Annotated in this window: 18 protein-coding genes and 1 pseudogene; 8 read left to right on the top strand and 11 right to left on the bottom strand. The window is 74.5% G+C overall.

Translation table 11 applies throughout. The features are described 5' to 3' along the window. Positions 1-41 precede the first annotated feature (41 nt). Positions 42-1,235 (bottom strand): MFS transporter, encoded by a 1,194-nt coding sequence (locus tag O7635_RS32625; RefSeq protein WP_278084337.1) that lies wholly within the window; start codon positions 1,233-1,235, stop codon positions 42-44. A 256-nt stretch (positions 1,236-1,491) separates the two neighbouring features. Here O7635_RS32625 and O7635_RS32620 point away from each other — a divergent pair, with 256 nt between their 5' ends. From O7635_RS32620 to O7635_RS32605, 4 genes are all read left to right on the top strand, one after another. Beyond that, on the top strand, positions 1,492-1,806 hold the full coding sequence (locus tag O7635_RS32620) for a hypothetical protein (RefSeq protein WP_278084336.1): 315 nt from the start codon (positions 1,492-1,494) through the stop codon (positions 1,804-1,806). Between the two features lie 29 nt (positions 1,807-1,835). After that, positions 1,836-4,391, top strand: coding sequence for a helix-turn-helix transcriptional regulator (locus O7635_RS32615; protein ID WP_278084335.1), 2,556 nt, complete (start codon positions 1,836-1,838; stop codon positions 4,389-4,391). 96 nt (positions 4,392-4,487) lie between these two features. After that, positions 4,488-4,760, top strand: a complete 273-nt coding sequence (locus tag O7635_RS32610) for a DUF4242 domain-containing protein (protein WP_278084334.1) — start codon at positions 4,488-4,490, stop codon at positions 4,758-4,760. Beyond that, positions 4,757-5,344, top strand: coding sequence for a hypothetical protein (locus O7635_RS32605; protein WP_278084333.1), 588 nt, complete (start codon positions 4,757-4,759; stop codon positions 5,342-5,344). Before O7635_RS32610 ends, O7635_RS32605 begins: the two co-directional genes overlap by 4 nt. On the opposite strand, the gene O7635_RS32600 is transcribed toward O7635_RS32605, so the two are convergent. From O7635_RS32600 to O7635_RS32590, 3 genes are all read right to left on the bottom strand, one after another. Beyond that, on the bottom strand, positions 5,341-6,516 hold the full coding sequence (locus O7635_RS32600; protein WP_278085626.1) for a DUF6596 domain-containing protein: 1,176 nt from the start codon (positions 6,514-6,516) through the stop codon (positions 5,341-5,343). The two genes, O7635_RS32605 and O7635_RS32600, sit on opposite strands and share 4 nt — an antisense overlap. Positions 6,517-6,575: 59 nt before the next feature. Continuing rightward, positions 6,576-6,932: a YciI family protein gene (locus tag O7635_RS32595; protein WP_278084332.1), complete on the bottom strand. Its 357-nt coding sequence runs from the start codon at positions 6,930-6,932 to the stop codon at positions 6,576-6,578. A gap of 95 nt (positions 6,933-7,027) precedes the next feature. Continuing rightward, the gene (locus tag O7635_RS32590; protein WP_278084331.1) at positions 7,028-8,083 is read right to left on the bottom strand and encodes a class I SAM-dependent methyltransferase; all 1,056 of its coding nucleotides are present in this window, start codon (positions 8,081-8,083) and stop codon (positions 7,028-7,030) included. Positions 8,084-8,204: 121 nt separating this feature from the next. On the opposite strand from O7635_RS32590, the gene O7635_RS32585 reads away from it, so the two are divergent. Further along, positions 8,205-10,319 (top strand): alpha/beta hydrolase, encoded by a 2,115-nt coding sequence (locus O7635_RS32585; protein WP_278084330.1) that lies wholly within the window; start codon positions 8,205-8,207, stop codon positions 10,317-10,319. On the opposite strand, the gene O7635_RS32580 is transcribed toward O7635_RS32585, so the two are convergent. Further along, positions 10,256-13,504 carry an AAA family ATPase gene (locus O7635_RS32580; protein ID WP_278084329.1) on the bottom strand — a complete coding sequence of 1,083 codons (3,249 nt, stop codon included), beginning with the start codon at positions 13,502-13,504 and terminating at the stop codon, positions 10,256-10,258. The two genes, O7635_RS32585 and O7635_RS32580, sit on opposite strands and share 64 nt — an antisense overlap. Positions 13,505-13,563: 59 nt before the next feature. Continuing rightward, positions 13,564-14,574: a 1-aminocyclopropane-1-carboxylate deaminase gene (locus O7635_RS32575; protein WP_278084328.1), complete on the bottom strand. Its 1,011-nt coding sequence runs from the start codon at positions 14,572-14,574 to the stop codon at positions 13,564-13,566. A gap of 175 nt (positions 14,575-14,749) precedes the next feature. Here O7635_RS32575 and O7635_RS32570 point away from each other — a divergent pair, with 175 nt between their 5' ends. Then, on the top strand, positions 14,750-15,352 hold the full coding sequence (locus tag O7635_RS32570) for an ATP-dependent Clp protease proteolytic subunit (RefSeq protein WP_278084327.1): 603 nt from the start codon (positions 14,750-14,752) through the stop codon (positions 15,350-15,352). 2 nt (positions 15,353-15,354) lie between these two features. Further along, positions 15,355-15,969: an ATP-dependent Clp protease proteolytic subunit gene (locus O7635_RS32565; protein ID WP_278084326.1), complete on the top strand. Its 615-nt coding sequence runs from the start codon at positions 15,355-15,357 to the stop codon at positions 15,967-15,969. Positions 15,970-16,091: 122 nt separating this feature from the next. Here O7635_RS32565 and O7635_RS32560 read toward each other — a convergent pair. Continuing rightward, a pseudogene (locus O7635_RS32560) lies at positions 16,092-16,286 on the bottom strand (helix-turn-helix transcriptional regulator); the annotation flags it as partial. A gap of 87 nt (positions 16,287-16,373) precedes the next feature. Here O7635_RS32560 and O7635_RS32555 point away from each other — a divergent pair. After that, positions 16,374-17,186: a methyltransferase domain-containing protein gene (locus tag O7635_RS32555; RefSeq protein WP_278084325.1), complete on the top strand. Its 813-nt coding sequence runs from the start codon at positions 16,374-16,376 to the stop codon at positions 17,184-17,186. Here the strand turns inward: O7635_RS32555 and O7635_RS32550 are convergent. From O7635_RS32550 to O7635_RS32535, 4 genes are read right to left on the bottom strand one after another with little or no spacing between them, the layout of a single operon-like run. Continuing rightward, positions 17,183-19,003, bottom strand: coding sequence for a glycogen debranching N-terminal domain-containing protein (locus O7635_RS32550; RefSeq protein ID WP_278084324.1), 1,821 nt, complete (start codon positions 19,001-19,003; stop codon positions 17,183-17,185). The two genes, O7635_RS32555 and O7635_RS32550, sit on opposite strands and share 4 nt — an antisense overlap. 14 nt (positions 19,004-19,017) lie before the next feature. Continuing rightward, positions 19,018-20,343 (bottom strand): trehalase family glycosidase, encoded by a 1,326-nt coding sequence (locus O7635_RS32545; RefSeq protein WP_278084323.1) that lies wholly within the window; start codon positions 20,341-20,343, stop codon positions 19,018-19,020. Continuing rightward, on the bottom strand, positions 20,340-21,137 hold the full coding sequence (locus O7635_RS32540; RefSeq protein WP_278084322.1) for a sugar phosphate isomerase/epimerase family protein: 798 nt from the start codon (positions 21,135-21,137) through the stop codon (positions 20,340-20,342). Before O7635_RS32540 ends, O7635_RS32545 begins: the two co-directional genes overlap by 4 nt. Then, on the bottom strand, positions 21,134-22,120 hold the full coding sequence (locus O7635_RS32535; protein WP_278084321.1) for a zinc-binding alcohol dehydrogenase: 987 nt from the start codon (positions 22,118-22,120) through the stop codon (positions 21,134-21,136). The genes O7635_RS32540 and O7635_RS32535 overlap by 4 nt, the downstream gene beginning before the upstream one ends. Between the last annotated feature and the right edge of the window lie 198 nt (positions 22,121-22,318).

The raw sequence follows: 22,318 nt of genomic DNA, 5'->3' as shown, positions 1-22,318 counted from the left end.
ACGCGGCGGCGCGCGGCCCGGCGCCGCCGCGGACGACGAGGTCAGGCGCGTCGGGCGTTCGCGAACAGGAAGCCACCGATGGCCGCCGCGACGGCGGCGACCACCATGGCCACGCGCACGTCGAAGGCGTCGACGAGGACGCCGCCGACGGCTGCGCCGGTGGCGATGGCTACCTGGAACATCGCGGTGGCGAGGCTGCCGGCCGGTTCGAGGCGGTTCGGCTCCGCGCGGGCGACCCAGGTCAGCACCAGCGTCGGCAGGCCGCCGAACGCCAGGCCCCACAGCGCGACCGCGACGGCGACCGCGGCGTACGAGTCGGACAGCAGCGCGAAGCCGGTCACGGCGGCGGCGATGAGGAGGGGCGCCACGAGGACGCCGAGGCGTAGGCGGCGGTCGGCCAGCGGGCCCGCGATCATCGTGCCCACGAAGGCGGCGAGGCCGAAGACCGTCAGGAGCACGGCCAGCGAGGACGGGGTGATGTCCGGGACGCGTTCCGCCGCCGGGCGGACGTAGGTGAAGGCCGCGAAGTGGCCGCCGGCGACCAGCAGGATCGCGAGCATGCCGAGGACCATCGTGCGGCTGCGGGCGGTGTCCACCAGGGCGCGCAGCGGTGGCGCGCCGGCGGCCGGGATCGGCGGCAGCCAGGCGAGCAGCAGGCCCAGCGCGGCCAGGGCGGCGGCGCCGGCCAGCCAGAAGACCGGCCGCCAGCCCCAGGCCTCGCCCAGGTACGTGCCCACCGGGACCGCCGTGACCGTCGCCAGTGAGACGCCGAGGTTGACCACCGTCATCGCGCGGCCGAGCTTGTCCGCAGTGACCAGTTGGCCGACCACCGCCAACGCCATTGCCCAGAAGCCGGCGAGGGCGATGCCGAGGAGCAGGCGGGCGACCAGCAGCAGCGGGTACCACGGCGCCACCGCGACCAGCGCGTTCGACGCGACCGCCAGGAGGGTCAAGAGAGCAAGAAGGAGCTTCCGATCAAGCCGGGGTACGACGATCGCGATCGTCGGCGCCGTGATGGCTCCCATGATCGCCGTGGCGGTGACCGCCTGGCCGGCGACGCCTTCGGTGACGCCCATGTCTGCCGCGATCCGGGGCAGCAGGCTGGCCGGCAGGAACTCGCTGGTCACCAGCGCGAAGATCCCCAGACCCACCGCGCCGACGGCGAACCACGGCGACCGCGCCGACCGCCCCACCGCGGCGGTCGCGGGCCGGTCAAGATCAGATGTCAAAGTCACCCGGCAAGCGTCGCCGCACGCGGCCGGCGGTGCTTGATCGTGCGTCGCGGCTCTTTGACCAATCGTCCAGGCCTGCCGGGCTGGCTCCGACCCCGGGCTGGCTCCGACCCCGGCCTGGCTCCAACCCCGGTCGGCCTCGGATCCGGCCGACCCCGGACCCGGCCGACCCCGGACCCGGCCAACCCCCGGCCGACCCGGCTCCGGCCAACCCCGGCCGGCCCAGCCCCAGCGCCGGCGGCGGGTCGAGGAGAGGCTCGTGCTCATCAAGGTGATGGACGACTACGGCTGCTGGCCGTTGTGGGTCAGGGACAGCCCAGGCGGCACCTTCGAGAACCGCGACCCGGCCGATCTCGGCCTGACGTCCAGTCTGGTCGGGCGGCTGGCGGCGTGGCAGCGGCGGTACGAGTCGATGGTCGACATCGCCGATCCGAACGACAGCCATGAGGTCTCCAGAGCCGAGGACGACGCGCACGCGGCGGAAGGGCGGCTGCTTGCGGCCCGGGTCGTGGCGGAGCTCCCGTACGCCACCGTGTGGTACTGCCAGGACCTCGAGCCCGATAGCCGACAGTAGACCGCGGCCCGCTCTGTCAGTGTTCGGTGATGGGTTCCCACCTGGTGGAGCGCGAGCCGCACCTCGCCGCCCTGCGGGCCGCGTACGACGCGGTCGCGCGCGGCGACGGCGGCGTCCTCGTGCTGCTCGGCGGCGAAGCCGGCGGCGGCAAGACCGCGCTCGTCCGCGAATTCTGCCGCGACCACGCCGAGGTCCACTGGGGCGCCTGCGACCCGCTCTTCACCCCCCGCCCCCTCGGCCCGTTCGTCGACATCGCCCAGGCCACCCCCTCCGGTGACCTGAGGAACCTCCTCGAGAACAACCCCAAGCCACACCAGATCGCCGCGGCGATCGCGCGAACCACACAGCCCGCGATCATCGTGCTGGAGGATCTGCACTGGGCCGATGAGGCCACCCTGGACGTGCTCAGCCTGCTCGGCCGCCGGATCGCCGGACTCCCGCTTCTGATCGTCGCCACCTACCGCGACGACGAGATCGGCCGGGCTCATCCGCTGCGGCGACTGCTCGGCGAGGTACGCGGCCGGCGCCTGACCGCCGACCCACTCTCCCCGGAGGCGGTCGCCACCCTGGCGAACAACCACGACCCGCAAGCGCTCCACCAGGCGACCGGCGGCAACCCCTTCTTCGTGACCGAGGTCCTCGCGGCGGACGGCCAAGGCATCCCCGCCACCGTCCGCGACGCCGTCCTCGCCCGCGCCGCCCGCCTCGACGACGCGGCGACCACCGTCATCGAGGCCGTGTCCGTCGCCCTGCCGCACTGCGAGCTGTGGCTGCTCGACGCCCAGGTCGACGACGCCGCCGCCGGCCTCCGGCAAGCCCTCGACGCCGGCATCCTCGAACCCGTCCACGGCGGCATCGCCTTCCGCCACGACCTCGCCCGCCGCGCGATCGAGGAGTCGCTCAGCCCGCACCGCCGCATCCACCTGCACCGCATGGCCCTCGCCGCGCTCGAAAGCCAACACCACCAGGCCGCCCGGCTCGCCCACCACGCCGAGGCGGCCGGCGATGCCGAAGCGGTGCAGCGGTTCGCGCCCATGGCGGCCGAGCAGGCCGCCCTGACGGGAGCCCACCGCGAGGCGGCCGCCCACTACGCCCGCGCCCTCCGGTTCGGCGCCGGCCTCGCCTGGCCGGACCGCGCCGACCTGCTGGAGCGCCGCTCGCAGGAGTGCTACCTCACCGACCAGACCGACGAGTCGATCAACGCGCTCCAGGAGGCGATCACCGTGCGCCGGGCGGGCGGTGACCGGCGCGGCGAGGCGGCCGCGCTCTCCCTGCTGACCCGCCGCCTGTGGTGCGGCGGCCGCGCCGACGAGGCCACCGCCGCCGGCCACGAGGCCGTGCGCCTGCTCGAAGCCCTGCCGCCCGGCCGCGAGCTCGCCCTCGCCTACAGCAACCTCTCGCAGCTGTTCCTCAACGACGAACGCCGCACCGAGACCATCGACTGGGCGCGCCGCGCGATCGACCTCGCCGAGCAGCTCGACGACAAAGCCGTCATCGTGCACAGCCTCAACAACATCGGCACGATCGAGCTGCTGACCGGCGACCACAATGGACTGAGCAAAGTAGAGCACAGCCTCGCCGTCGCCAACGCCACGCCCGGGTTCGAAGAGCACGTCGGCCGCGCTTTCATCCATGTCGGATGGGCGATGAGCCGGACCCGGGCGTACGCGCTGGCGCCCTGGCTCGATCGCGGCGTCGAGCTCTGCGACCAGTTGGGCCTCGAAGGCTGGCGACTTTACGTCCAGGCCTACCGGGCCCGCTTCCACCTCGACCAGGGCCGCTGGCAGCAGGCGGCCGACGACGCCGCCTTCGTCCTCCGCAACGCCACGTCGGTGCCCTTGCTGCGCATCCTCGCCCTCACCATCCTCGGCACCGTGCGGGCCAGGCGCGGCGACCCCGACCCGTGGGCCGTGCTCGACGAGGCCCGCGCGCTCCTCGACGGCCAGCACGAACTGCAGTACCACGCGCCCGTCGCGCTCGCCCGCGCCGAGGCGCTCTGGCTGCGGGGCGCCAGCAGGCAGAGCATCGACGACGAGAGCCGCGACGTCCTGGCCGCCGCCCGCGACCGTGGCGCGCTCTGGATCGTCGGCGAGCTCGCCTGGCTGCGCCGCCTGGCCGGCATGGCGGAGACCGAGACGGTGGACGTCCCGTACCAGAGCCAATTCGCGGGCGACCCGCGCACCGCCGCCAAGACGTGGGACGCGCTGGGTTGCCCGTACGACGGCGCTCTCGTCCTGCTCGACGGCGACGAGGCCGACCTGCGGCAGGCGCTCGACGACCTCCAGCGCCTCGGCGCCCGCCCCGCCGCCGCGATCGCCACCCGCCGCCTGCGCGAACAGGGCGTCCGCGGGCTCCCGCGCGGCCCTCGGCCCCAGACCACCCGCAACCCGGCCAGCCTGACCCGCCGCGAGGCCGAGGTGTTGACCCTCGTCCGGGAGGGCGCGTCCAACGCCGAGATCGCCGCGCGGCTCTTCCTGTCGGAGAAGACCGTCCACCACCACGTGTCGGCCGTCCTGCGCAAGCTCGGTGTCAGCAGCCGCACCCAGGCGTCCTCGGAAGCCACCCGCCGGGGCATCGCAATCTAGGCACGCCGGACCCCGCAACCTGGGTAATTCCTCGGAATCCTGGGCCGCGCCCCATTCCTACGGTGATGGGCACACCCAACCGAAAGGAACACAACAGTGCCCAGGTACATCGTGGAGCGCACCTTCGCCGACGGCCTGCACATCCCCGTCGACGACAGCGGCGCGGCGACCTGCCTGAACGTCGTCGACCGCAACGCGGAGGAGGGGGTCACCTGGCTTCACTCCTACGTCAGCACCGACAAGACCAGGACCTTCTGCGTGTACGACGCCCCGGACCCCGAAGCCGTCCGCCGCGCCGCCACCCGCAACGCGCTGCCGGTCGACCAGATCAGCGAGGTCCGCGTCCTCGACCCCTACTTCTACAAGTGAGGCGCGCCCTCGCCGCCGCGGCGGCCCTGACCCTGACGCTCGTCACAGCCGCCTGCGCCGGATCAAAGCCGGAGCCGGCACCTGGAACGGCCCACACCGCGAGCAGCACCTCACCAGAGCTGGCCACCGCCCTCGGCAAGGCCCGCGCCTCCACCGCGAAGTACGTCACCGACCTGCCCGCCGCCCAGGCCGCCGGCTACCAGGTCATCACCCCGATGATGCCCGGGATGGGCTACCACTACCTCAACCCGGAGGTCACCGACTTCGACGTCACGACGCCCGCGATCCTGGTCTACGTCAGGAACGGCGACGCATGGCAGCTCGGCGCCCTCGAGTGGGTCTGGCCCGAACAGCCGGCCGCACCACCGCTGCCGGGCGCGACCTACGGCTCGTTCGACGCGGCCTGCCACTACGCCGACGGCACGTTCGTGCCCACCGAGCAGGAAGCCGACTGCGCGAAGACCAACGGCGCGGCCGCGTTCGGCTTCTGGCATCCGAAGCTCGTCACGATGCACGTGTGGCTCTGGTACCACAACCCGGACGGCCTCTATCACCCCACCAACCCGCTCGTGCCGGCCGCCTAGGCCAGTCCGCGGACCTCGTCGAGGCGGGCGAGGAGGAACCGGCGCTCGACGTCGTTGTCGGTCAGCACCAGCGCCTCCTCGTACGCCTCGGCGGCCGCGTCCCACCGCTCCAGCCGCCGCAGGAAGTCGGCGCGGGCCGCGCTCAGATAGGGATAGGCGGCCAGCGCCGGCTCGCGCAGCAACGGGTCGAGGACGGCCAGGCCGGCGGCCGGCCCGTCGCGCATCCCCATGGCGACCGCCCGGTTCAGCGCCACGACGGGCGAGGGCCAGAGCACGAGCAGCCGGTCGTAGAGGGCGACGATCTCCGACCAGTCGGTCGCCTCCCACGACGGCGCCTCGGCGTGCACCGCCGCGACCGCGGCCTGCAGCGAGTAGCGGTCCACCGGACCACGGCGGAGCGCGTCGACCAGCAGGGCCACCCCTTCGGCGATCAGCGCATGGTTCCACATTGCACGGTCCTGTTCGGACAGCAGCAGCAGCCGCCCGGACTCGGACACCCGGGCTGCCGAGCGGGCGTCGATCAGCAGCATCAGCGCCAGCTGCCCACTGACCGCGGCCGAGGTCGGCATCAGCAGGTGCAGCAGCCGGCCCAGGTCCAGCGCCCGGTCCAGCAGGTCGTGGCGCAGCAGGGCGGGACCGGCCGGCGCGGCGTGCCCCGTACTGAAGATCAGTTGCACGACCTCGAGCACCACGTCGACCCGCGCGCCGAGCTCGTCGGGGGCCGGCGTGCGATAGGCGATCCGGGCCGTCGCGATCTTCTTCTTCGCCCGGGTGATCCGGGCTGCCATCGTCGGCTCCGGCACCACGAACGCCCGGGCCACCTCCGCGGTCGACAACCCGCAGACGAGCCGCAGCGTCAGCGCCACCTGGGCCTCCCGCGCCAGCGCCGGGTGCGCGCAGGTGAAGATCAACCTAAGCCGGTCGTCGTCGAGCGCCGCGTCGGGCCCTTCGCCCACGGGGTCGAGGACGAGCAGCGGCATCCGGCGCCGGAACGCGGCCCGCCGGCGGAGCTCGTCCAGACCCCGGTTGCGCGCGACCCGGGTCAGCCAGGCGCCCGGCCGGTCCGGGACGCCGCTGGCCGGCCACACGACCAGCGCCTGCGCGAACGCGTCCTGGGCGCACTCCTCCGCGAGGTCCAGGTCGCCGGTCGCCTGGGCGGTGGTGGCCAGCACCTGGGCCCACTCGCGGCGGTGGGCCTCCGCCACCGCCGCGACGACCGCCTCGTCGGCGCTCATCCGTGGTCGACCACCGGGCGGATCTCGACGCCGCTGTGCCCGGCCCGTACCTCCGGCAGCAGCGCCACCAGCTTGGTGACCTCGTCGAGGTGGTCGGCCTCGAGCAGGTAGAACCCGCCGACCCCCTCCTTGGTCTCCAGGAACGGCCCGTCGGTCATCACCAGCCCGCCGTCCGGACCGGACCGCAGCGTCGTCGCCACCGCGGGCGGCTCGAGCTGCTGGCCGCCGAGGACGCGGTCGCCGGCGGCCTCCCGGAAGGCGTGGTGCGCCTCGTCGTGGGCCTGCCACTGCTCCGGAGTCATCGCCGACCACTCGGCCTCGTCGCCGAGGATCAGCAGCATGTATTTCGTCATGGCCATCGCCTTCCCGATCCGCGGAGCCGCGGTGCGGCTCCCTCACCGCACCGACGAACCCCACGATGCCGGAATCGACAGCCCCGGCGAAATCTTTACGGGCGCGCCTCGTACACCTGGTTGAACGGCGTCTCGGCCACCCGGCGGAACCGGGTGAAGCCGGCCTCGGTCGCGATCCGCCGGATCGCCGCCTCGCCGGCCTGGGCGCCGAGGGCGTAGCCGCCGTCCTGCGACAGCGCGTTCGGCACGCACAGGAACGTCGAGAACCCGTAGTAGACCCGGCCGACGGGGTTGAGGTTCTCGGCGACCGTGTCGCCGGCCCGCGGCTCCACGATCATCCAGGTGCCGTCGGTGGCCAGCGCCTCCCGGACGTGTCGGGCCGCCCCCAGCGGGTCGCCCATGTCGTGGATCGCGTCGAACGTCGTGACCAGGTCGAACGGCCCGCCGCCGAAGGTCTGCGCGGTCGCCGTCTCGAACGACACCCGGTCGCTGACACCGGCGTCGGCGGCCCGCTTGTGCGCCTGGGCGATCGACTGGTCGTGGTAGTCCGAGCCCACGAACCGCGACGCCGGGAACGCCTCGGCCATCAGCAGGGTGGACGCGCCGTGCCCGCAGCCGATGTCGGCCACCGTGGCCCCGGCCCGCAGCTTCGCCTCGACGCCGTCGAGCGCCGGCAGCCACGCCGCGGTCAGGTTGGCCAGGTAGCCGGGCCGGAAGAACCGCTCGCACCCCTCGAACACCTCGCCGTCGTGTTCGTGCCAGCCGACGCCGTCGCCGCTGCGTACCGCGGCCGTGATCCGCGGCTCCGCCTTCAGGGCGCCCAGCGCCAGCTGGAACGCGCCCGGCACGAACACGGGCCCGGTCGGGTCGGTGAGCGCGAACGCCTGCTCCTCGGTGAGGGAGTACTCGCCGGTCGCCGCCGAATACTCGACGTATCCGCCGGCCGCCTGACCGCGCAGCCACTCGTCGACGTAGCGCGCGTCGGTGCCCGTCGCCTCGGCCAGGTCGGCCGGCGTCCGCGGTGCGGCGGCGAGCGCCCGGTAGAGCCCCAACCGCTCACCGACGACCACGTTGCCGGCCGCCATCGTCGCGCCGAGATCCCCCACGAACCGGCCGAGGAACTCCATCAACCGGTCATTGTCCACTGCCATCGTGCTTCCCCCTCCAGGAACGAACTCGTCCCTTCCGACCCTCCTCGGCGACGTTGCAGGCTGCTTGCAACCACGTTGCAACGCCACCGGGCAGGCTGGCGGGCGGGGAGAGGAGCGCGCCATGCGGGCACGACAACCCGACATCCAGGGGTACGTGAAACACGACGGCGTCCGGATCGGGTACGAGGTCTTCGAACCGGGCGACCCCGACGCGCCGACGGTCGCGCTGCTGCCGGCCTGGTCGATCATCGACTCGCGGCACTGGAAGGCGCAGGTGCCGTTCCTGGCCCGCGAGTTCCGCGTCGTCACGATCGACCCGCCCGGCAACGGCCGCTCCGACCGGCCGACCGACCCGGCCGCCTACAGCGACGACGCCCACCTGGCGTACGTGCTGGCGGTGCTTGACGCGGTCGGCGCGACCAAGGCGGTGCTCGTCGGGCTCAGCCGGGGCGGCTGGTGGTCGCTGGTCGCCACCGCCCGCCATCCCGAGCGGGTCATCGGCGCCGTGGCCATCGCGCCCGTCGGCCCGTTCCTCGACGACCTGCCGCCCCACCGCATGCGAGCGCACTTCGAGGTGGTCCGCACCGACTACACGGGCTGGGAGCGCTTCAACGCGCACTTCTGGCGCCAGGACCTGCGTGCGTTCGCGGAGTTCTTCTTCCACACCGTGATCAGCGAGCCGCACTCGACCAAGCAGATCGAGGACGCCGTCGACTGGGCGGAGCGGACCACGCCGGAGTCGCTGATCGCCGCCGAGCGGTCGGAGCGCTGCGTCCGCGACCGGGCCGAGGCCGAGGCGCTGCTGCGCTCGATCGACCGCCCGGTGCTGGTGATCCGCGGATCCGAGGACCACTGCCGCAGCCGCGCCGAGATGGTCCGCACCGCCCAGCTCACCGGCGCCCGCGACGTGGTGCTCGACGGCGCCGACCACCTCCCGCACGCCCGGGAGCCCGTGGTGGTCAACCGGCTGCTGCGCGAGTTCGTCCGCGAGGTCACCGGCGTGCCGGCGCCGCCGGTGCGCTGGACCCGTCCGCTCGACCGACCGCGCCGCGTGCTCTACCTGTCGTCGCCGATCGGCCTCGGCCACGCCGAGCGGGACGCGGCGATCGTCGACGCCCTGCGCCGGCAGCGGCCCGGTGTCCAGGTCGACTGGCTGGCGCAGCACCCCGTGACCGAGGTGCTGCGCCGGCGGGGCGAGCGGGTGCATCCGGCCTCGGCCCACCTGGCCGCCGAGTCCGCGCACATCGAGAGCGAGGCGGGCGAGCACGACCTGCACGCGTTCCAGGCGGTGCGGCGGATGGACGAGATCCTGGTCGCCAACTTCATGGTCTTCGCCGACCTCGTCGAGCGGGAGCACTACGACCTCTGGGTCGGTGACGAGGCCTGGGAGCTCGACTACTTCCTCCACGAGAACCCGGAGCTGAAACGGTCCGCGTACGCCTGGCTCACCGATTTCGTCGGTTGGCTCCCGATGCCGTCCGGTGGCGCGGCCGAGGCGGAGCTGACCGCCGACTACAACGCCGAGATGGTCGAGCAGATCGCCCGCTTCCCCCGGCTGCGCGACCGTTCCGTGTTCGTCGGCAACCCCGACGACCTGGTCGCCGACCCGCTCGGGCCGGGGCTGCCCAGCGTCCGCGACTGGACCCTGCGGCACTTCGACTTCAGCGGGTACGTCTGCGACTTCGCGCCCGTCGGCGAACAGGAGCGGGCGGCGATCCGGGCCGAGCTGGGCTGGGCACCCGGCGAGCCGGTGTGCGTGGCCACCGTCGGCGGCTCGGGCGTCGGCGGCGACCTGCTGCGCAAGGTGGTCGACGCGTTCCCGGCCGCCCGCCGCGCGGTGCCGGGGCTGCGCCTGGTCGTGGTGGCCGGCCCGCGGGTGGATCCGGCGCGGTTCACCCCCCGCGAGGGCCTGGAGGTGCACGGGTACGTGCATCGCCTGCACCGGTTGCTGGCCGCCTGCGACCTGGCGATCACGCACGGCGGGCTGACCACCACGATGACGCTCACCGCACACCGGCGCCCGTTCCTCTACATCCCGCTGCGCAACCACTTCGAGCAGAACGTGCACGTCCGGCACCGGCTCGCGGCCTACCGCGCCGGCCGCTACGTCGACTATGGACAGACGGACGACCTGGCCGCGTTGATCGCGGAGGAGCTGGGCCGACCGGTCGACTACCGCCCCGTGGAGACCGACGGCGCCGACCGGGCCGCCGCGCTGCTGGCGGAGCTGTTCTGAAGCCGCGCCGCCACCGCGCGGGCGGCGGCCAGCGGCGCGCGCCAGCCGGTGCGGTCACCGGCTGCCAGCAGGGGGTCGAGCAGGGCGGCCGCGCGCTCCGGCTCGCCGCGCGCCAGCCACGCCCGGGCGACCGAGGTGTAGGCGTCGGCGCCGTAGAGCCAGGCCGCGTCCGGCGGGGCGACGACGGCGCGGAGCATCGCGTCGGCCTCGTCGAGCAGGGCCGGGTCGCCGGTCGCCTCGGCCAGCGGGGCGAGGCAGCGCAGCCGCCAGGCAGCGGTGCGGTGGGATTCGCTGACCGCGAGGCCGGCCTCCAGGACCGGGACGGCGGCGGCCGGGTCGCCGTACTCGACGAGGGCCGTGCCGTGCAGCGCGGCCACCGCTCCGGCGAACCAGGCGTGGGAGTCCAAGGTGGACGCCCGGTGGCCCAGCTCCAGCGCGTCGGCCCGGCGGCCGTCGAGGCGGGCGATCCAGGCGAGGTGGGCCAGGTACCAGGAGGCGTAGCTCTGGTAGCCGCTGCGCGCGTTGATCGCCATCGCCTCGTGGACGCGGGCCGCCGCCTCCGCCCAGCGGCCGGCGGCGAGGTGCGGGAAGGCCGACTCGAAGCGGCACCACTGCAGGAACCAGAGGTCGCCGGCCTGGCGCACCAGGGGCTCCAGCTCTTCGAGCAGCGCGGACAGCTCGGCCACTTCGCCGAGGTAGGCGTACGCCGTCTTCAGCCCGTCGAACGCCGCGGCCAGCCCGGCCCCACCGGCGCCCCGGGCGGCGTCGCGGGCCCGTCGCCCGTACGCCAGGGCCTCGACGAACCGGAGCTGGTTGCTGCTGAGGACGGCCAGCCAGCCGAGCAGCTCCGCCTCGGCGCCCCGGTCGCCCAGCTGCTCGGCCAGCCGCAGCGCCGCCCGCATGTGCCCGACCCCGGTGTCGACCGGCCGCCCGCTGCCCGCCCAGGCCGGGCCGCCGAGCTCGCGCAGGGCCGCCATCTCCGCGCGCCGGTCGCCGGTCTCACGGCTGAGCGACAGGGCGACGCCGGCGTCCGCGAGGGCGTCGTCGAACCGGAACATCGTCTCCCGGACCCGGGCCCGCAGCAGCAGCGCGCTGGTCCGCAGCTCGGGGTCGGCGCACCGGTCGGCGGCGTCGATCGCGTTGTCCAGCAGGGCCTCCGCGTCGGGGGCGGCGTAGCGCCGGGCCGCCCGCCGCCCTGCCGCCAGCCACGCGCGCCCGGCCCGGCGGTCGTCACCGGCGGCCTGCGCGTGCCGGGCCACCGCCTCCGGGTTGTCGGCGAGCACGTCGGCGGCGCGCAGGTGATGGGCGAGCCGGGTCGGCGCCGGCGTCGCGTCGTAGAGGACCTCCTGGACGAGGTCGTTGGCGAACTCGTAGGCCCGGCCGGCCACGACGGTCAGCCCGGTCTCCAGGAGCCGGTCGCAGCGCAGCGTCGCGTCGGCGACGCCGATGCCGAGCAGGCCCGCGAGCGCGGCCGGGGCGAACGACGGGCCGAGCACCGCGGCCGCCCGCAGGAGCTCCTCCGCGTCGGCGGCGCGGACCCGGGCGAGCACGCCCGCCCGCAGCGACTCCGGCACGCCGGTGTCGCCGGCCGCGAGCGCCCGCAGGGTCTCCACCACGAACAGCGTGTGCCCGCGGGTGCGGCGGGCGATCTCGGCGGCGTGCGCGTCCTGGCCGTTGGCCCGCGCCAGGTGGGCGATGGCCGGCTCGTCGAGGGGACCGAGCGGCACGGTCGTGGCGACGCCGTCGAGGGTGGCCAGGGCCGGGCGGCCCTCGGCGGCCCGCACGGTGGCGACCACGAGCAGGCGGGCGTGGCCCGCGTGCCGGGCCAGGTAGTGCAGCAGCTCGACGGTCGCGGTGCCGGCGTGCTGGAGGTCGTCGACGACGAGCAGCAGCGGGCGCGGCTCGGCGATGCCGCGCAGGAAGCCGGTCACCGCCTCGTAGGCGGCGCGGCGCTCGGCCTCGGGGCTGCCGTGGCCGGCGGGCGGGGCGCCGAGCACGGCGGCGGCGGCCGGCACGAGGGCGGCGAGGGCACCGGCCCCGGCGGCGGCCGCGGTCCGGACCCGTTCGGGGTCGGTCGAGGCGACGAGGTCGGCGATCGCCTCGACGGCGGGCTGGAGGAAGAGCGACCGCTCGGCCGCGTAGCAGCGGACGGTGACGACGGTGCCGGGGGTGGCGGAGGCGAGGCGGGCCGCCTCTTCGGCGAGACGGGTCTTGCCGATCCCCGGCTCACCGGTGACCAACACCAGCCGCGACCGCCCGGCGACCGCGTCACGCCAGGCCCGCGCCAGCACGTCGACCTCCGCGGCCCGCCCGACCAGGCCGCTCTCACCGGATGACGGACCGACATCGACAGCCGCAGTGCCGCCGGCCGGGGCCGCGCCAGGCGGCGACGCGGCCGACCCGGTGCGGCGGGATGCGTCGGCGGCCGGGCCGGGCGGCGGTGCGGCGTCGCCGCGGAGGATGGTGACGTGGAGGGTACGGGTGGCGGTGGAGGGGTCGACGCCGAGCTCGTCGGCGAGCAGCGTGCGTAGTTGTTCGTAGACCGCCAGCGCTCGGGCCGGCTCGGCCAGGGCGGCGTGGGCGCGCATCAGCGTGCGAGCCGCGTCCTCGTCGAACGGGTCCGCGCGGAGCGCGGCGGCGGAAGCATCGCGGGCCAGGGCGGGTTGCCCGGTGGCCAGCGCCGCCGCCGCGATCACCTGCCGCGCCCGGCGCAGGGCGCCGGCCTGGTCGGCGCGGACCGCCGCGGCCCAGTCGGAGACCGGCTCGTCGGTGAGCGCCGGCGCGGCCGCGAGCACGCCCTCGGCCCAGCGGCCCGCGTCGAGTGCGGCGGCCGGGTCGGTCGGGAGCAGCCGCTCGGCCGAGGCTGCCGCCTCGGTCGCCTCGTGGAGGTCGACCGGGATCTCGGCCGACAGGCGGTAGCCGCCGCGGCCGCCCTCGACCAGGGCGGCCCCGAACTCCGCGCGGACCCGGCTGACCAGGGTCGCGACGTTGTCGGCGGGGCGCTGCGGCGGCCGGCCCGGCCAGAGCGCCGCGACGATGCGGTCGACGGGGACCACGCGGCGCTCCGCGGCCAGCAGGGCCAGCAGCGTGCGGGCCTTGCGGCTGCCGACCCGGGCGTCAGGGAGCACGCGGCCGTCGCGCACCACCGCGAACGGTCCGACGAGCTGGATCCCGGTCCTGGACACAGGGTCTTGCTACGCGCGCCGGTTTGGGCAGGTCAACCCTTCGTTCGGCAATCCGACGATCACGACAGGACCGAGCTGTACGCGTTGATCGCCGGCTGGCCGCCCAGATGCGCGTAGAGGACGTGCGAATCAGGGGCGATCGTGCCGTCGCGGACGAGGTCGATGAGGGCGGCCATGGACTTTCCCTCGTACACCGGGTCGATGATCATGCCCTCCAGCCGGGCCGTCAGCCGGATCGCGTCCAGTGTGGACTCCACCGGGATGCCGTAGAAGTCGCCGGCCCAGCCCGCGAGCACGGTGATCTCGTCGGACGCCAGCTCGCGGTCGAGACCGATCAGCGCCGCGGTGTTGCGGGCGATCTTCTCGACCTGCGCCCGGGTCTCGTCGATCTTCGCCGACGCGTCGATGCCCAGCACCCGCCGCGGCCGGCCGCCCTGCGCAGCGAACCCGGCGATCATGCCCGCCTGGGTGCTGCCGGTGACGCTGCAGACGACGATGGTGTCGAAGAAGACGCCCAGCTCCCGCTCCTGCCGCTCCACCTCGGCGGCCCAGCCGGCGAAGCCGAGCCCGCCGAGCCGGTGGTCGGACCCGCCGGCCGGGATCGCGTAGGGCACCCCGCCGGCGGACCGCACGTCGTCGAGCGCCTGCCGCCAGCTCTCCTTGAAGCCGATCCCGAACCCCTCCTGCACGAGCCGCACGTCGGCGCCGAGGATGCGGGACAGCAGGATGTTGCCGACCTTGTCGTTGACCGGGTCCGGCCAGTCGACCCAGCTCTCCTGCACGAGCACGGCCTTGAGCCCGGCCCGGGCCGCGGCCGCCGCCACCTGGCGGGTGTGGTTGGACTGCACGCCGCCGATGCTGACCAGCGTGTCGGCCCCGGTGGCCAGCGCGTCGGCGAGGAGGTATTCGAGCTTGCGGGTCTTGTTGCCGCCGAACGCGAGCCCGCTGTTGCAGTCCTCGCGCTTGGCCCAGACGCGGGCGCCGCCGAGGTGGTCGCTCAGCCGGTCGAGGGGGTGCACGGGGCTCGGTCCGAACAGCAGCGGATAGCGGTCGAAGTCGGCGAGGGGCATGGTCAGTCTCCTTCGCGACTCGGCCACCGGCGCGCGATATATTGCACATCGCGTGGGTCCGCGGTGTCAAGGGTTCGCGGAGCGCTGAACGGCGCTGCTGCCAGCAGCGCGGCCTGGCCCGCGACCGACCCGTCTCCGCATCGTGGGGTCAGCCAGAACCCACGAGGGAGAGACCATGCAGAACACGAGCTTCGCCTCGCTCGACGACCAGTTGGCGACGCGCCTGCTGCATCAACGGATCATCGTGCTCGGCGCGGAGGTGGACGACCCGATCGCCAACCGGCTCTGCGCCCAGCTGCTCCTGCTGTCGGCCGAGGACCCCGCCGCGGACATCAGCCTCTACATCAACTCGCCCGGTGGGTCGGTCAGCGCCGGCCTGGCGATCTACGACACGATGCGGTTGATCCCCAACGACGTGCGTACGGTCGCCATGGGGCTGGCCGGGAGCATGGCCCAGTTCCTGCTCTGCGCGGGCACCGCCGGCAAGCGCTACAGCCTGCCGCACGCCCAGGTGCTGATGCACCAGGGCTCCGCCGGGTTCGGCGGCACCGCGGCCGACATCGAGATCTACGCGACCCAGCTCGACCGGGTCGGGCGTACCCTCGTCGAGCTCATCGCCCGGCACACCGGCCAGCCGATCGAGTCCGTCGACCACGACAGCAAGCGGGACCGGTGGTTCAGCGCCGAGGAGGCCCTGGCCTACGGGATGGTCGACCACGTGGTGAGCCGGGTCGACGACGTGCGCCCGTCGGTCACGCGCCAGCCGGTGGGGCTGTGACGATGAGCCAGTACACGATCCCGACCGTGATCGAGCGGACCTCGTCCGGGGAACGCGCCTACGACATCTACTCGCGGCTGCTGGCCGAGCGGATCATCTTCCTCGGCACCGAGATCGACGACGGCGTCGCCAACGTCGTGATGGCGCAGCTGCTGCACCTCGAGTCGGCGAGCCCGGACCTCGAGATCGGGCTCTACATCAACTCGCCGGGCGGCTCGTTCAGCGCGCTGACGGCGATTTACGACACGATGCGGTTCGTCCGGCCGGACATCGCCACGTTCTGCCTCGGCCAGGCGTCGTCGGCCGCGGCCGTGCTGCTGGCCGCCGGCACCCAGGGCAAGCGGGCGGTGCTGCGGCACGCCAAGGTGGCCCTGCACCAGCCGTCGAGCCAGGCCCGCGGCACGCTGCCGGACCTGGCGGTGCAGGCCAAGGAGGTCAGCAAGGTGCGCGCCGAGATGGAGGAGATCCTGGCCGAGGTGAGCGGCCACCCGACCACGAAGATCCGCGCCGACATCGACCGGAACCTGACGTTCTCGGCCGCCGAGGCGGTGGCGTACGGGCTCGCCGACCACGTGGTCCAGAACCGCAAGCGGGCGCCGCTCGCCCGGGTCGGTTAGGCGGCGACGCGGAGCTGGGCGTCGCCCCACCGGGGTGCGCGCGCCGCGCGGGCGGCGTCCAGTCGCAGCACGGGGGCGACCGCGGGCTGGTCGGCGGCGGCCAGCTCGCGGCCGGCGGCGGTCAGCAGGTCGGGCAGCTCGACGCCGAGCGCCCCGCAGACCGCGGCCAGCACCTCGGAGGAGGGTTCCTTGCGCCCGCGCTCCACTTCGGACAGGTACTGCGCGGACACCCGGGCCGCCTCGGCCACGTCGGCGATCGTGCGGCCCTGCCGCAGCCGGCGCCGGCGCAGCAGCCGGCCGTACACCTCGCGCAGCAGCGGTCGCGTCACGCCGCCGACTCTAGGCGAGCCGACGCGCCCGCGGGCCGTCGTTCGCGGAGGGCGTAGCGCACTAGGCTGGCCGGCATGCAGCGCGACGACGCGGGGGCGTTCAGCGACGTGGACGCCCTGCCGGAGCCCATCTTCGACATCCTGATCGGCGTGCTGCGGCGGATGGCCGACCACCCCGAGATCCAGCGGGTACGCGCGACCGCGCGCGAGGCCCTCCGCCCGGCGCCGGGTCAGCGGCTGCTCGACGCGGGCGCCGGGGCCGGCGAGGTGGCCCGCGACCTGGCCGCCACCGCCGCCGAGGTGGTCGCGATGGACGCGTCCGCCCGCACCCTGCGCGCCGCCCAGGAGCTCACGCCGGCCGACCTGCCGGTCCGCTTCGTCCAGGGCGACATCACGGCCCTCGACTTCCCGGACGGCACCTTCGACGGCGTGCGCTCCGAGCGGGTCCTCCAGCACGTGGCCGACCCCGACCGGGCCGTCCGGGAGCTGGCACGGGTCACCCGGCCCGGCGGGCGGGTCGTCCTGGTCGACACCGACTGGGAGTCCGCCACGGTCGACGGCGTCCCGGCCGACCTGGCCACCACCATGCGCGACCACCTGCTCAACCTGGCGGCCGACCACCACAACGACATGGGCCGCACGCTGCGCCGCCGCCTCGTCCGGGCCGGCCTGGCCGACGTGACCGCGACGGCGGTGACCTGCGTCTTCCCGACTCCCGCCTCGGCGGCCGTCGTGGTCCCGTTTTTCGACCCGACCGTGCCGCCCGAGGCCGGCATGATCCCGGAGGACCTGCGCGAGACGTGGTTCGCCGCGGTCGCCGCCGCCGGCGCCCGCGACGAGTTCCTGGCCGCGCTCACCATCTGGGTCGCCGCCGGCACGAAACGCTAGAGCACCGAGCGCAGGAGCAGTGGGGCCGCCGCCGCCCAGGCCTGGGGTGAGCAGGAGTGCGGGTAGGGGACCGGTGGCTGGCCGGGGCGGCGGGGCAGGCCGGTGAGCACCTCGGGCAGCCGGCCGTCCGCCGACGACGCGGCCGCGACCAGGCCCTCCGCGATCCGGGCGGCCGCGTCGGCGCGTCCCGTCATGGCCAGCCCGGCCACCGCCAGCGCCGTGTCGTGCGGCCACACGCCGCCGCGGTGGTAGGAGAGCGGGTGGTAGGGCGGCTGGCCCTCGGCGAGGGTGCGGATGCCCCAGCCGGAGAAGAAGTCGTCGGCCGCCAGCCGGTCGGCGACCAGGGCCGCCCACGAGTCGTCGAGGATGCCGGACCACAGCACGTGGCCCGCGTTGGAGGCCAGCGCGTCGACCTGGCGGTCGGCGCCGTCCAGGGCCAGCGCCACGAACGCGTTCGGCAGGCGGAAGTCGGCGGAGAACATCGCGCGCAGCCGGTCGGCGCGGCGGTCGAGGTCGGCGGCCCAGCTCGGGTCGCCCCAGGCCGACCGGGCCAGCTCCGCCGTGCCGCGCAGGGCCCGGTACGCGTACGCCTGCGCCTCGCTGACCGCGATCGGTCCCGCCGCGACCGTGCCGTCGGCGAACACCATCGAGTCGGCCGAGTCCTTCCAGCAGTGGTGCACGAGGCCCGCCCCGTCGGTGCGGTAGCGCAGGTATCCGGTCGCCTGCATGCCGCCGTCGTCGAGCATCCAGCCGACCGCGGCCCGGGCGGCCGGCTCCAGGTCCTTGGCCAGGATGTCGTCGCCGGTCAGCGCGTGGTGCTCGGCGAGCAGCACGAGGAACAGCGGCGTGGCGTCGATCGTGCCGTAGTAGCGGGCGTACGGGACCTCGCCGAGCGTGGCGAGCTCACCCTGGCGCAGCTCGTGCAGGATCTTGCCCGGTTCCTCGACGCGGGAGACGTCGTGCTCGCGGCCCTGGGTCGCGGCGAGCAGGCGCAGCGTGCCCTCGGCCAGCTCCGGGCGGTACGGCAGCGCGAACAGCGACGTCAGCAGGCTGTCGCGGCCGAACAGGGTGAGGAACCAGGGTGCGCCCGCGGCCGGCACCACCGCGCCGGGCGGGAGGTCGACGTCGGCCATGGGCGGGAGGTCGGCGGCCGGCACCCGCAGGCTGTCGAGGTCGGCGAGCCCGCGCGCCACACAGCGGTCGAGGTCGTCGCCGCGGTTCGACACGGCCGCCACGAGGGCCGGCACCTCGTCGGCGGCGTCGCCGGCGCTGATCCTGGCCTGGAGCGTGACCGTGCCGCCGGGCGGCAGCGTCACCGTCCACTGTGCGCCGTCGCCGGACAGGCGGGCGGGCGGCGACGCGGTGATCCGGGTCTGCCGGCGGAAGCCGCGCCGCGCGTACCCGAAGACCACCTCGCCGTCCGTGGCCGAGACCTCGCGGGTCGCGTCGGACTTGTCGAACACGCGGCTGGACCGCAGCTCGAACTGGTCGGTGAAGTCGGCCTCGGCCGACAGCGCGACCCGCACCGTCTGCGGCGACGACACGAAGCTGGTCAGCGTCAGCTCCTCGACCAGCAGCCCGGAGCCGAGGCGCTGTATGCGCCGCAGCACGAACGGCGGGTTCTCGTTGCGGACCGTCGGCGGGGCCAGCACCACCTCGGCCGCCGACGACGCCAGCGCGCGCAGGGCGCGACCGTGCACGGTCAGCACCCAGCGCGACAGGTGCCGGGTGTCCGCGACGAAGAAGCCACCGGCGTCGGTGACGTTGCCGCCGGCGTCGGTCAGCAGGCAGGTCACGCCGGACACGAGAGTGCGCATATCCGCCTAACGACTCACCGGCGCGGGGCGGTGCGAAGCAGGTCGAGCGTCAGCGCCGCGGTCCAGCTGAAGTCGTCGGTGCCGTAGCCGGCCCCGGTCAGCGGGTCCACGTACTCCCGGAAACCGCACGTCCGCACCCGGGCCAGCAACCGGTCGCGCAGGTCGTCCGCGAGCGCGGTCTCGCCGTGCAGGCGCAGCCCGTACCAGAACAGCCAGCTGGTGTTGATCCAACCGGGGCCGCGCCAGTACCGGCCGGGCTCGTGGTCGGCCGCGGTCAGGTCGTAGCTCGGCAGCGGGCAGGCGTCGGCCAGCCGGAACCGGTCGCCGAGCGCGGTCTTCACCAGGTCCGTCGCGACCGGCAGGTCCGGCACGACCAGGGGCAGCAGGCCCGCGATCGAGTACGACCGGAGCACCGCGCCGCCGCGCACGTCGTAGGCGAAGAAGGTGCCCGCCGCCTGGTCCCACAACTCGGCCACCATGGCGTCGGTGACCTGCTGCGCCCGTGCCAGGTGCCGGGCCGGGTCGAGGCCGATCTCGGCGGCGATCGCGGCCAGCGCGTGCTCGCCGGCGGCCAGCAGCCCGTTGCAGAGCGGGTCCTCGACCGCGAACCCGGGCGTCTCGCGGTAACCGGAGTCGCGGTAGTCGCGGGCCAGCCGGATGTAGCGGCCGTAGTCGGTGTCCGTGGGCCGCTCGGACGCGGCCGCGTGGGCCAGGTCCCGCCGGGCGAGCTCGGTCGGCGGCAGCGGCACCACCCGGGACAGCGGCGTGTCCCAGGCGGGGCTGTTGTCCATCCCGGACTCCCACGGGTGCACCACGGAGACCAGCCCGCGCCCGCGCAGGTCGCGTGCGGAGAGCAGCCAGTCGTGCCAGGCGACCAGGCGCGGGTAGAGGCGTTCGAGGAAGCGGCGCGAGCGGGCCACCCGCGGCGCCGCCCGGAACGTCTCCCAGGCGGCCAGCGCGTGCGCCGGCGGCTGCACGATGCCCGACGTCGGCACGCTCGGCGCGCCCGCGCACTCGCCGGACCGCCAGAACGCGGGACCGGGGAAGTACGCGTCGGCCGGCACGAGCGGGTCGAACACGATGTGCGGCACGCGCCCGTCGGCCCACTGCGCGCCGAACAGCGACTCGAGCTCCCGCTGGGCCCGCACCGGCGAGAAGTGCCGCAGGCCGAGCGCGATGAACGCGGAGTCCCAGCTCCACTGGTGCGGGTAGAGGCCGCCGGCGGGCACGGTGGCCCCGCGGCGCCAGTTGGCGGCCAGGACCCGGCGCGCCGCCCGGTCGAGCGACGCGGACGGCGAGATGACGGCGGTGCGGACGGGCGGCGCGGCGGTGAGGGTCATGACCACCGCCGCAGGAACCCCGGTATGGCGGCGACCGCGGCCGTGGGCTCGCCGCGCAGCCGGCATTCGACGGCCAGGTGCCCGTCGTAGCCGATCGCGTCGAGCGTGCCGAGCAGCGCGCCCCAGTCGATGTGCCCGGCGCCGGGCTGGAACCGGTTGGAGTCGCTGACCTGCACGTGCCCGACGTGCTCGGCCGCCTTCACCAGCGCGCTCGTCGGCTCGTCCTCCTCGATGTTCATGTGGTACGTGTCGGCCAGCACGCGCACCGACCGCAGCCCGACCTCGTCGACCAGCGAGACCGCCTCGTCGAGCCGGTTGACCATGTGGTCCTCGTAGCGGTTCAGCGGCTCCAGCACGAGGGCGACGCCCTCGGCGGCGGCGTGCTCGCCGAGCTCGCTCAGCGCGGCCAGCAGCACGGCGCGGTCCGCGTCGGGGGAGCGCGGCGGCTCGAACGGTGGGAGCCGTCGGGAGAACATGCCGTAGGACGCCGGCGTGCAGGCCACCGCCCCGCCGATCTCGGCGAGCACCGAGAGCTGCGAGCGGAGCTGGGCGATCGCGTCGCGGCGCAGGTCGGCGTCGAACGCGCCGATGAAGTGCAGCATGTCGACGCAGACCGACGGCATCGGAACCCCGTCGCGGACGGCTTGGCGCAGCTCGGGCAGCCGGTCGCGGAACGCGAAGTCGCCCTTGGCCCGCAGCTCGATCCCGTCGTAGCCGGCGCGGGCGGCGAAGTCCCACTTCGCCTGGAGGCTCTCGCCGGGGAGCAGCTGCTCCTGGCAGGAGATCTTGATCATGAGAACTTCAACACCACCTGGAGTGCTTCCTGCGGACGGTGGTCGAGCATGGCGAACGCCTCCGCCGCCTCTTCCACCGCGATGACGTGCGAGACGAGGCCGACGGGGTCGACCGCGCCCTGCTGGGCGAGAGCCAGGAACGCCTGGTTGAGGCGGGCCTGGTTCCAGCGCCCGGCGAGCTCCGGCGGCACGCCCCCGATCTGGGAGGAGACGATCCGGACCCGGTTGTGGTGGAACTCGTCGCCGAGCCGCAGCCCGACGCCGTCGCCCTGGTAGAACCCTGAGGCCACGACCCGCCCGTCGACCGCGACCGCGCGGATCGCGTCGTGCAGGGCCGCGTACTGGCCGCTGATCTCGATCGCCACGTCCGCGCCCCGGCCGTCGGTCAGCTCCCGCAGGGCGAGCGCGACGTCGGTGGTGGTGGCGTCGACGGTGTGGGCCGCGCCGTACTCCTTGGCCTTGTCGAGCCGGGCCGGCAGCGCGTCGACGCCGACCACGGTCGCGCCGGAGAGCTGGGCCAGCCGGGTGGCGAGCAGGCCGAGCACGCCCTGCCCGAAGACGGCGACCACTTCGGAGAGGTGGATGTCGGCGGCCAGCACCCCGTTGAGCGCGACGGCGCCGACCCGGGCGAAGGTGGCCGCGACGGGGTCGAGGCCGGCCGGCACGACACAGCCGCGGACCTTCTCGATCGGGAGTACGGCCTCGCCGCGGTGCCCCCAGATGCCCCACACCTGCTGGCCGGGGCGCGGGTCGTCGGGGTGCGGCTCCTCGGCCAGCACCTCGACCACCTCGCCGACCTCGCTGTAGCCGAGCCCGGCCACGGGATAGCGCAGCCCGCTCGTGCCGGCGACGAACAGCCGCAGCTCCGGGTCCCAGTCGCGGTTGAGGTAGGGGTTCGTGCCCCGGTAGGCGGTCAGCTCGGTGCCCGCCGAGATCCCGGAGTAGCTGGTGCGGACGCGCACCTGGCCCGGTCGCAGGTCCACGTGGGGTTGGTCGACGACCTCCACGTGGCGCGGAGAGGTGAACTGGACTATCTGCGGCACGACGGCCTTCCGCCCATGATCGAAGAGAGAAGCGCGCGACATAACGACGGCATGTTCCGCCGAGATGTTACGCACTTATGTCTGGCAATCAAGTATAAGTCCGCATCGCCATCTCTCGTGTCAAATGTGGACAAAGCC

The organism is Asanoa sp. WMMD1127 (genome assembly GCF_029626225.1).
GTDB lineage: Bacteria > Actinomycetota > Actinomycetes > Mycobacteriales > Micromonosporaceae > Asanoa.
The sequence above is the reverse complement of the archived record's forward strand: the minus strand, read 5'-3'. Positions and strand labels throughout refer to the sequence as shown.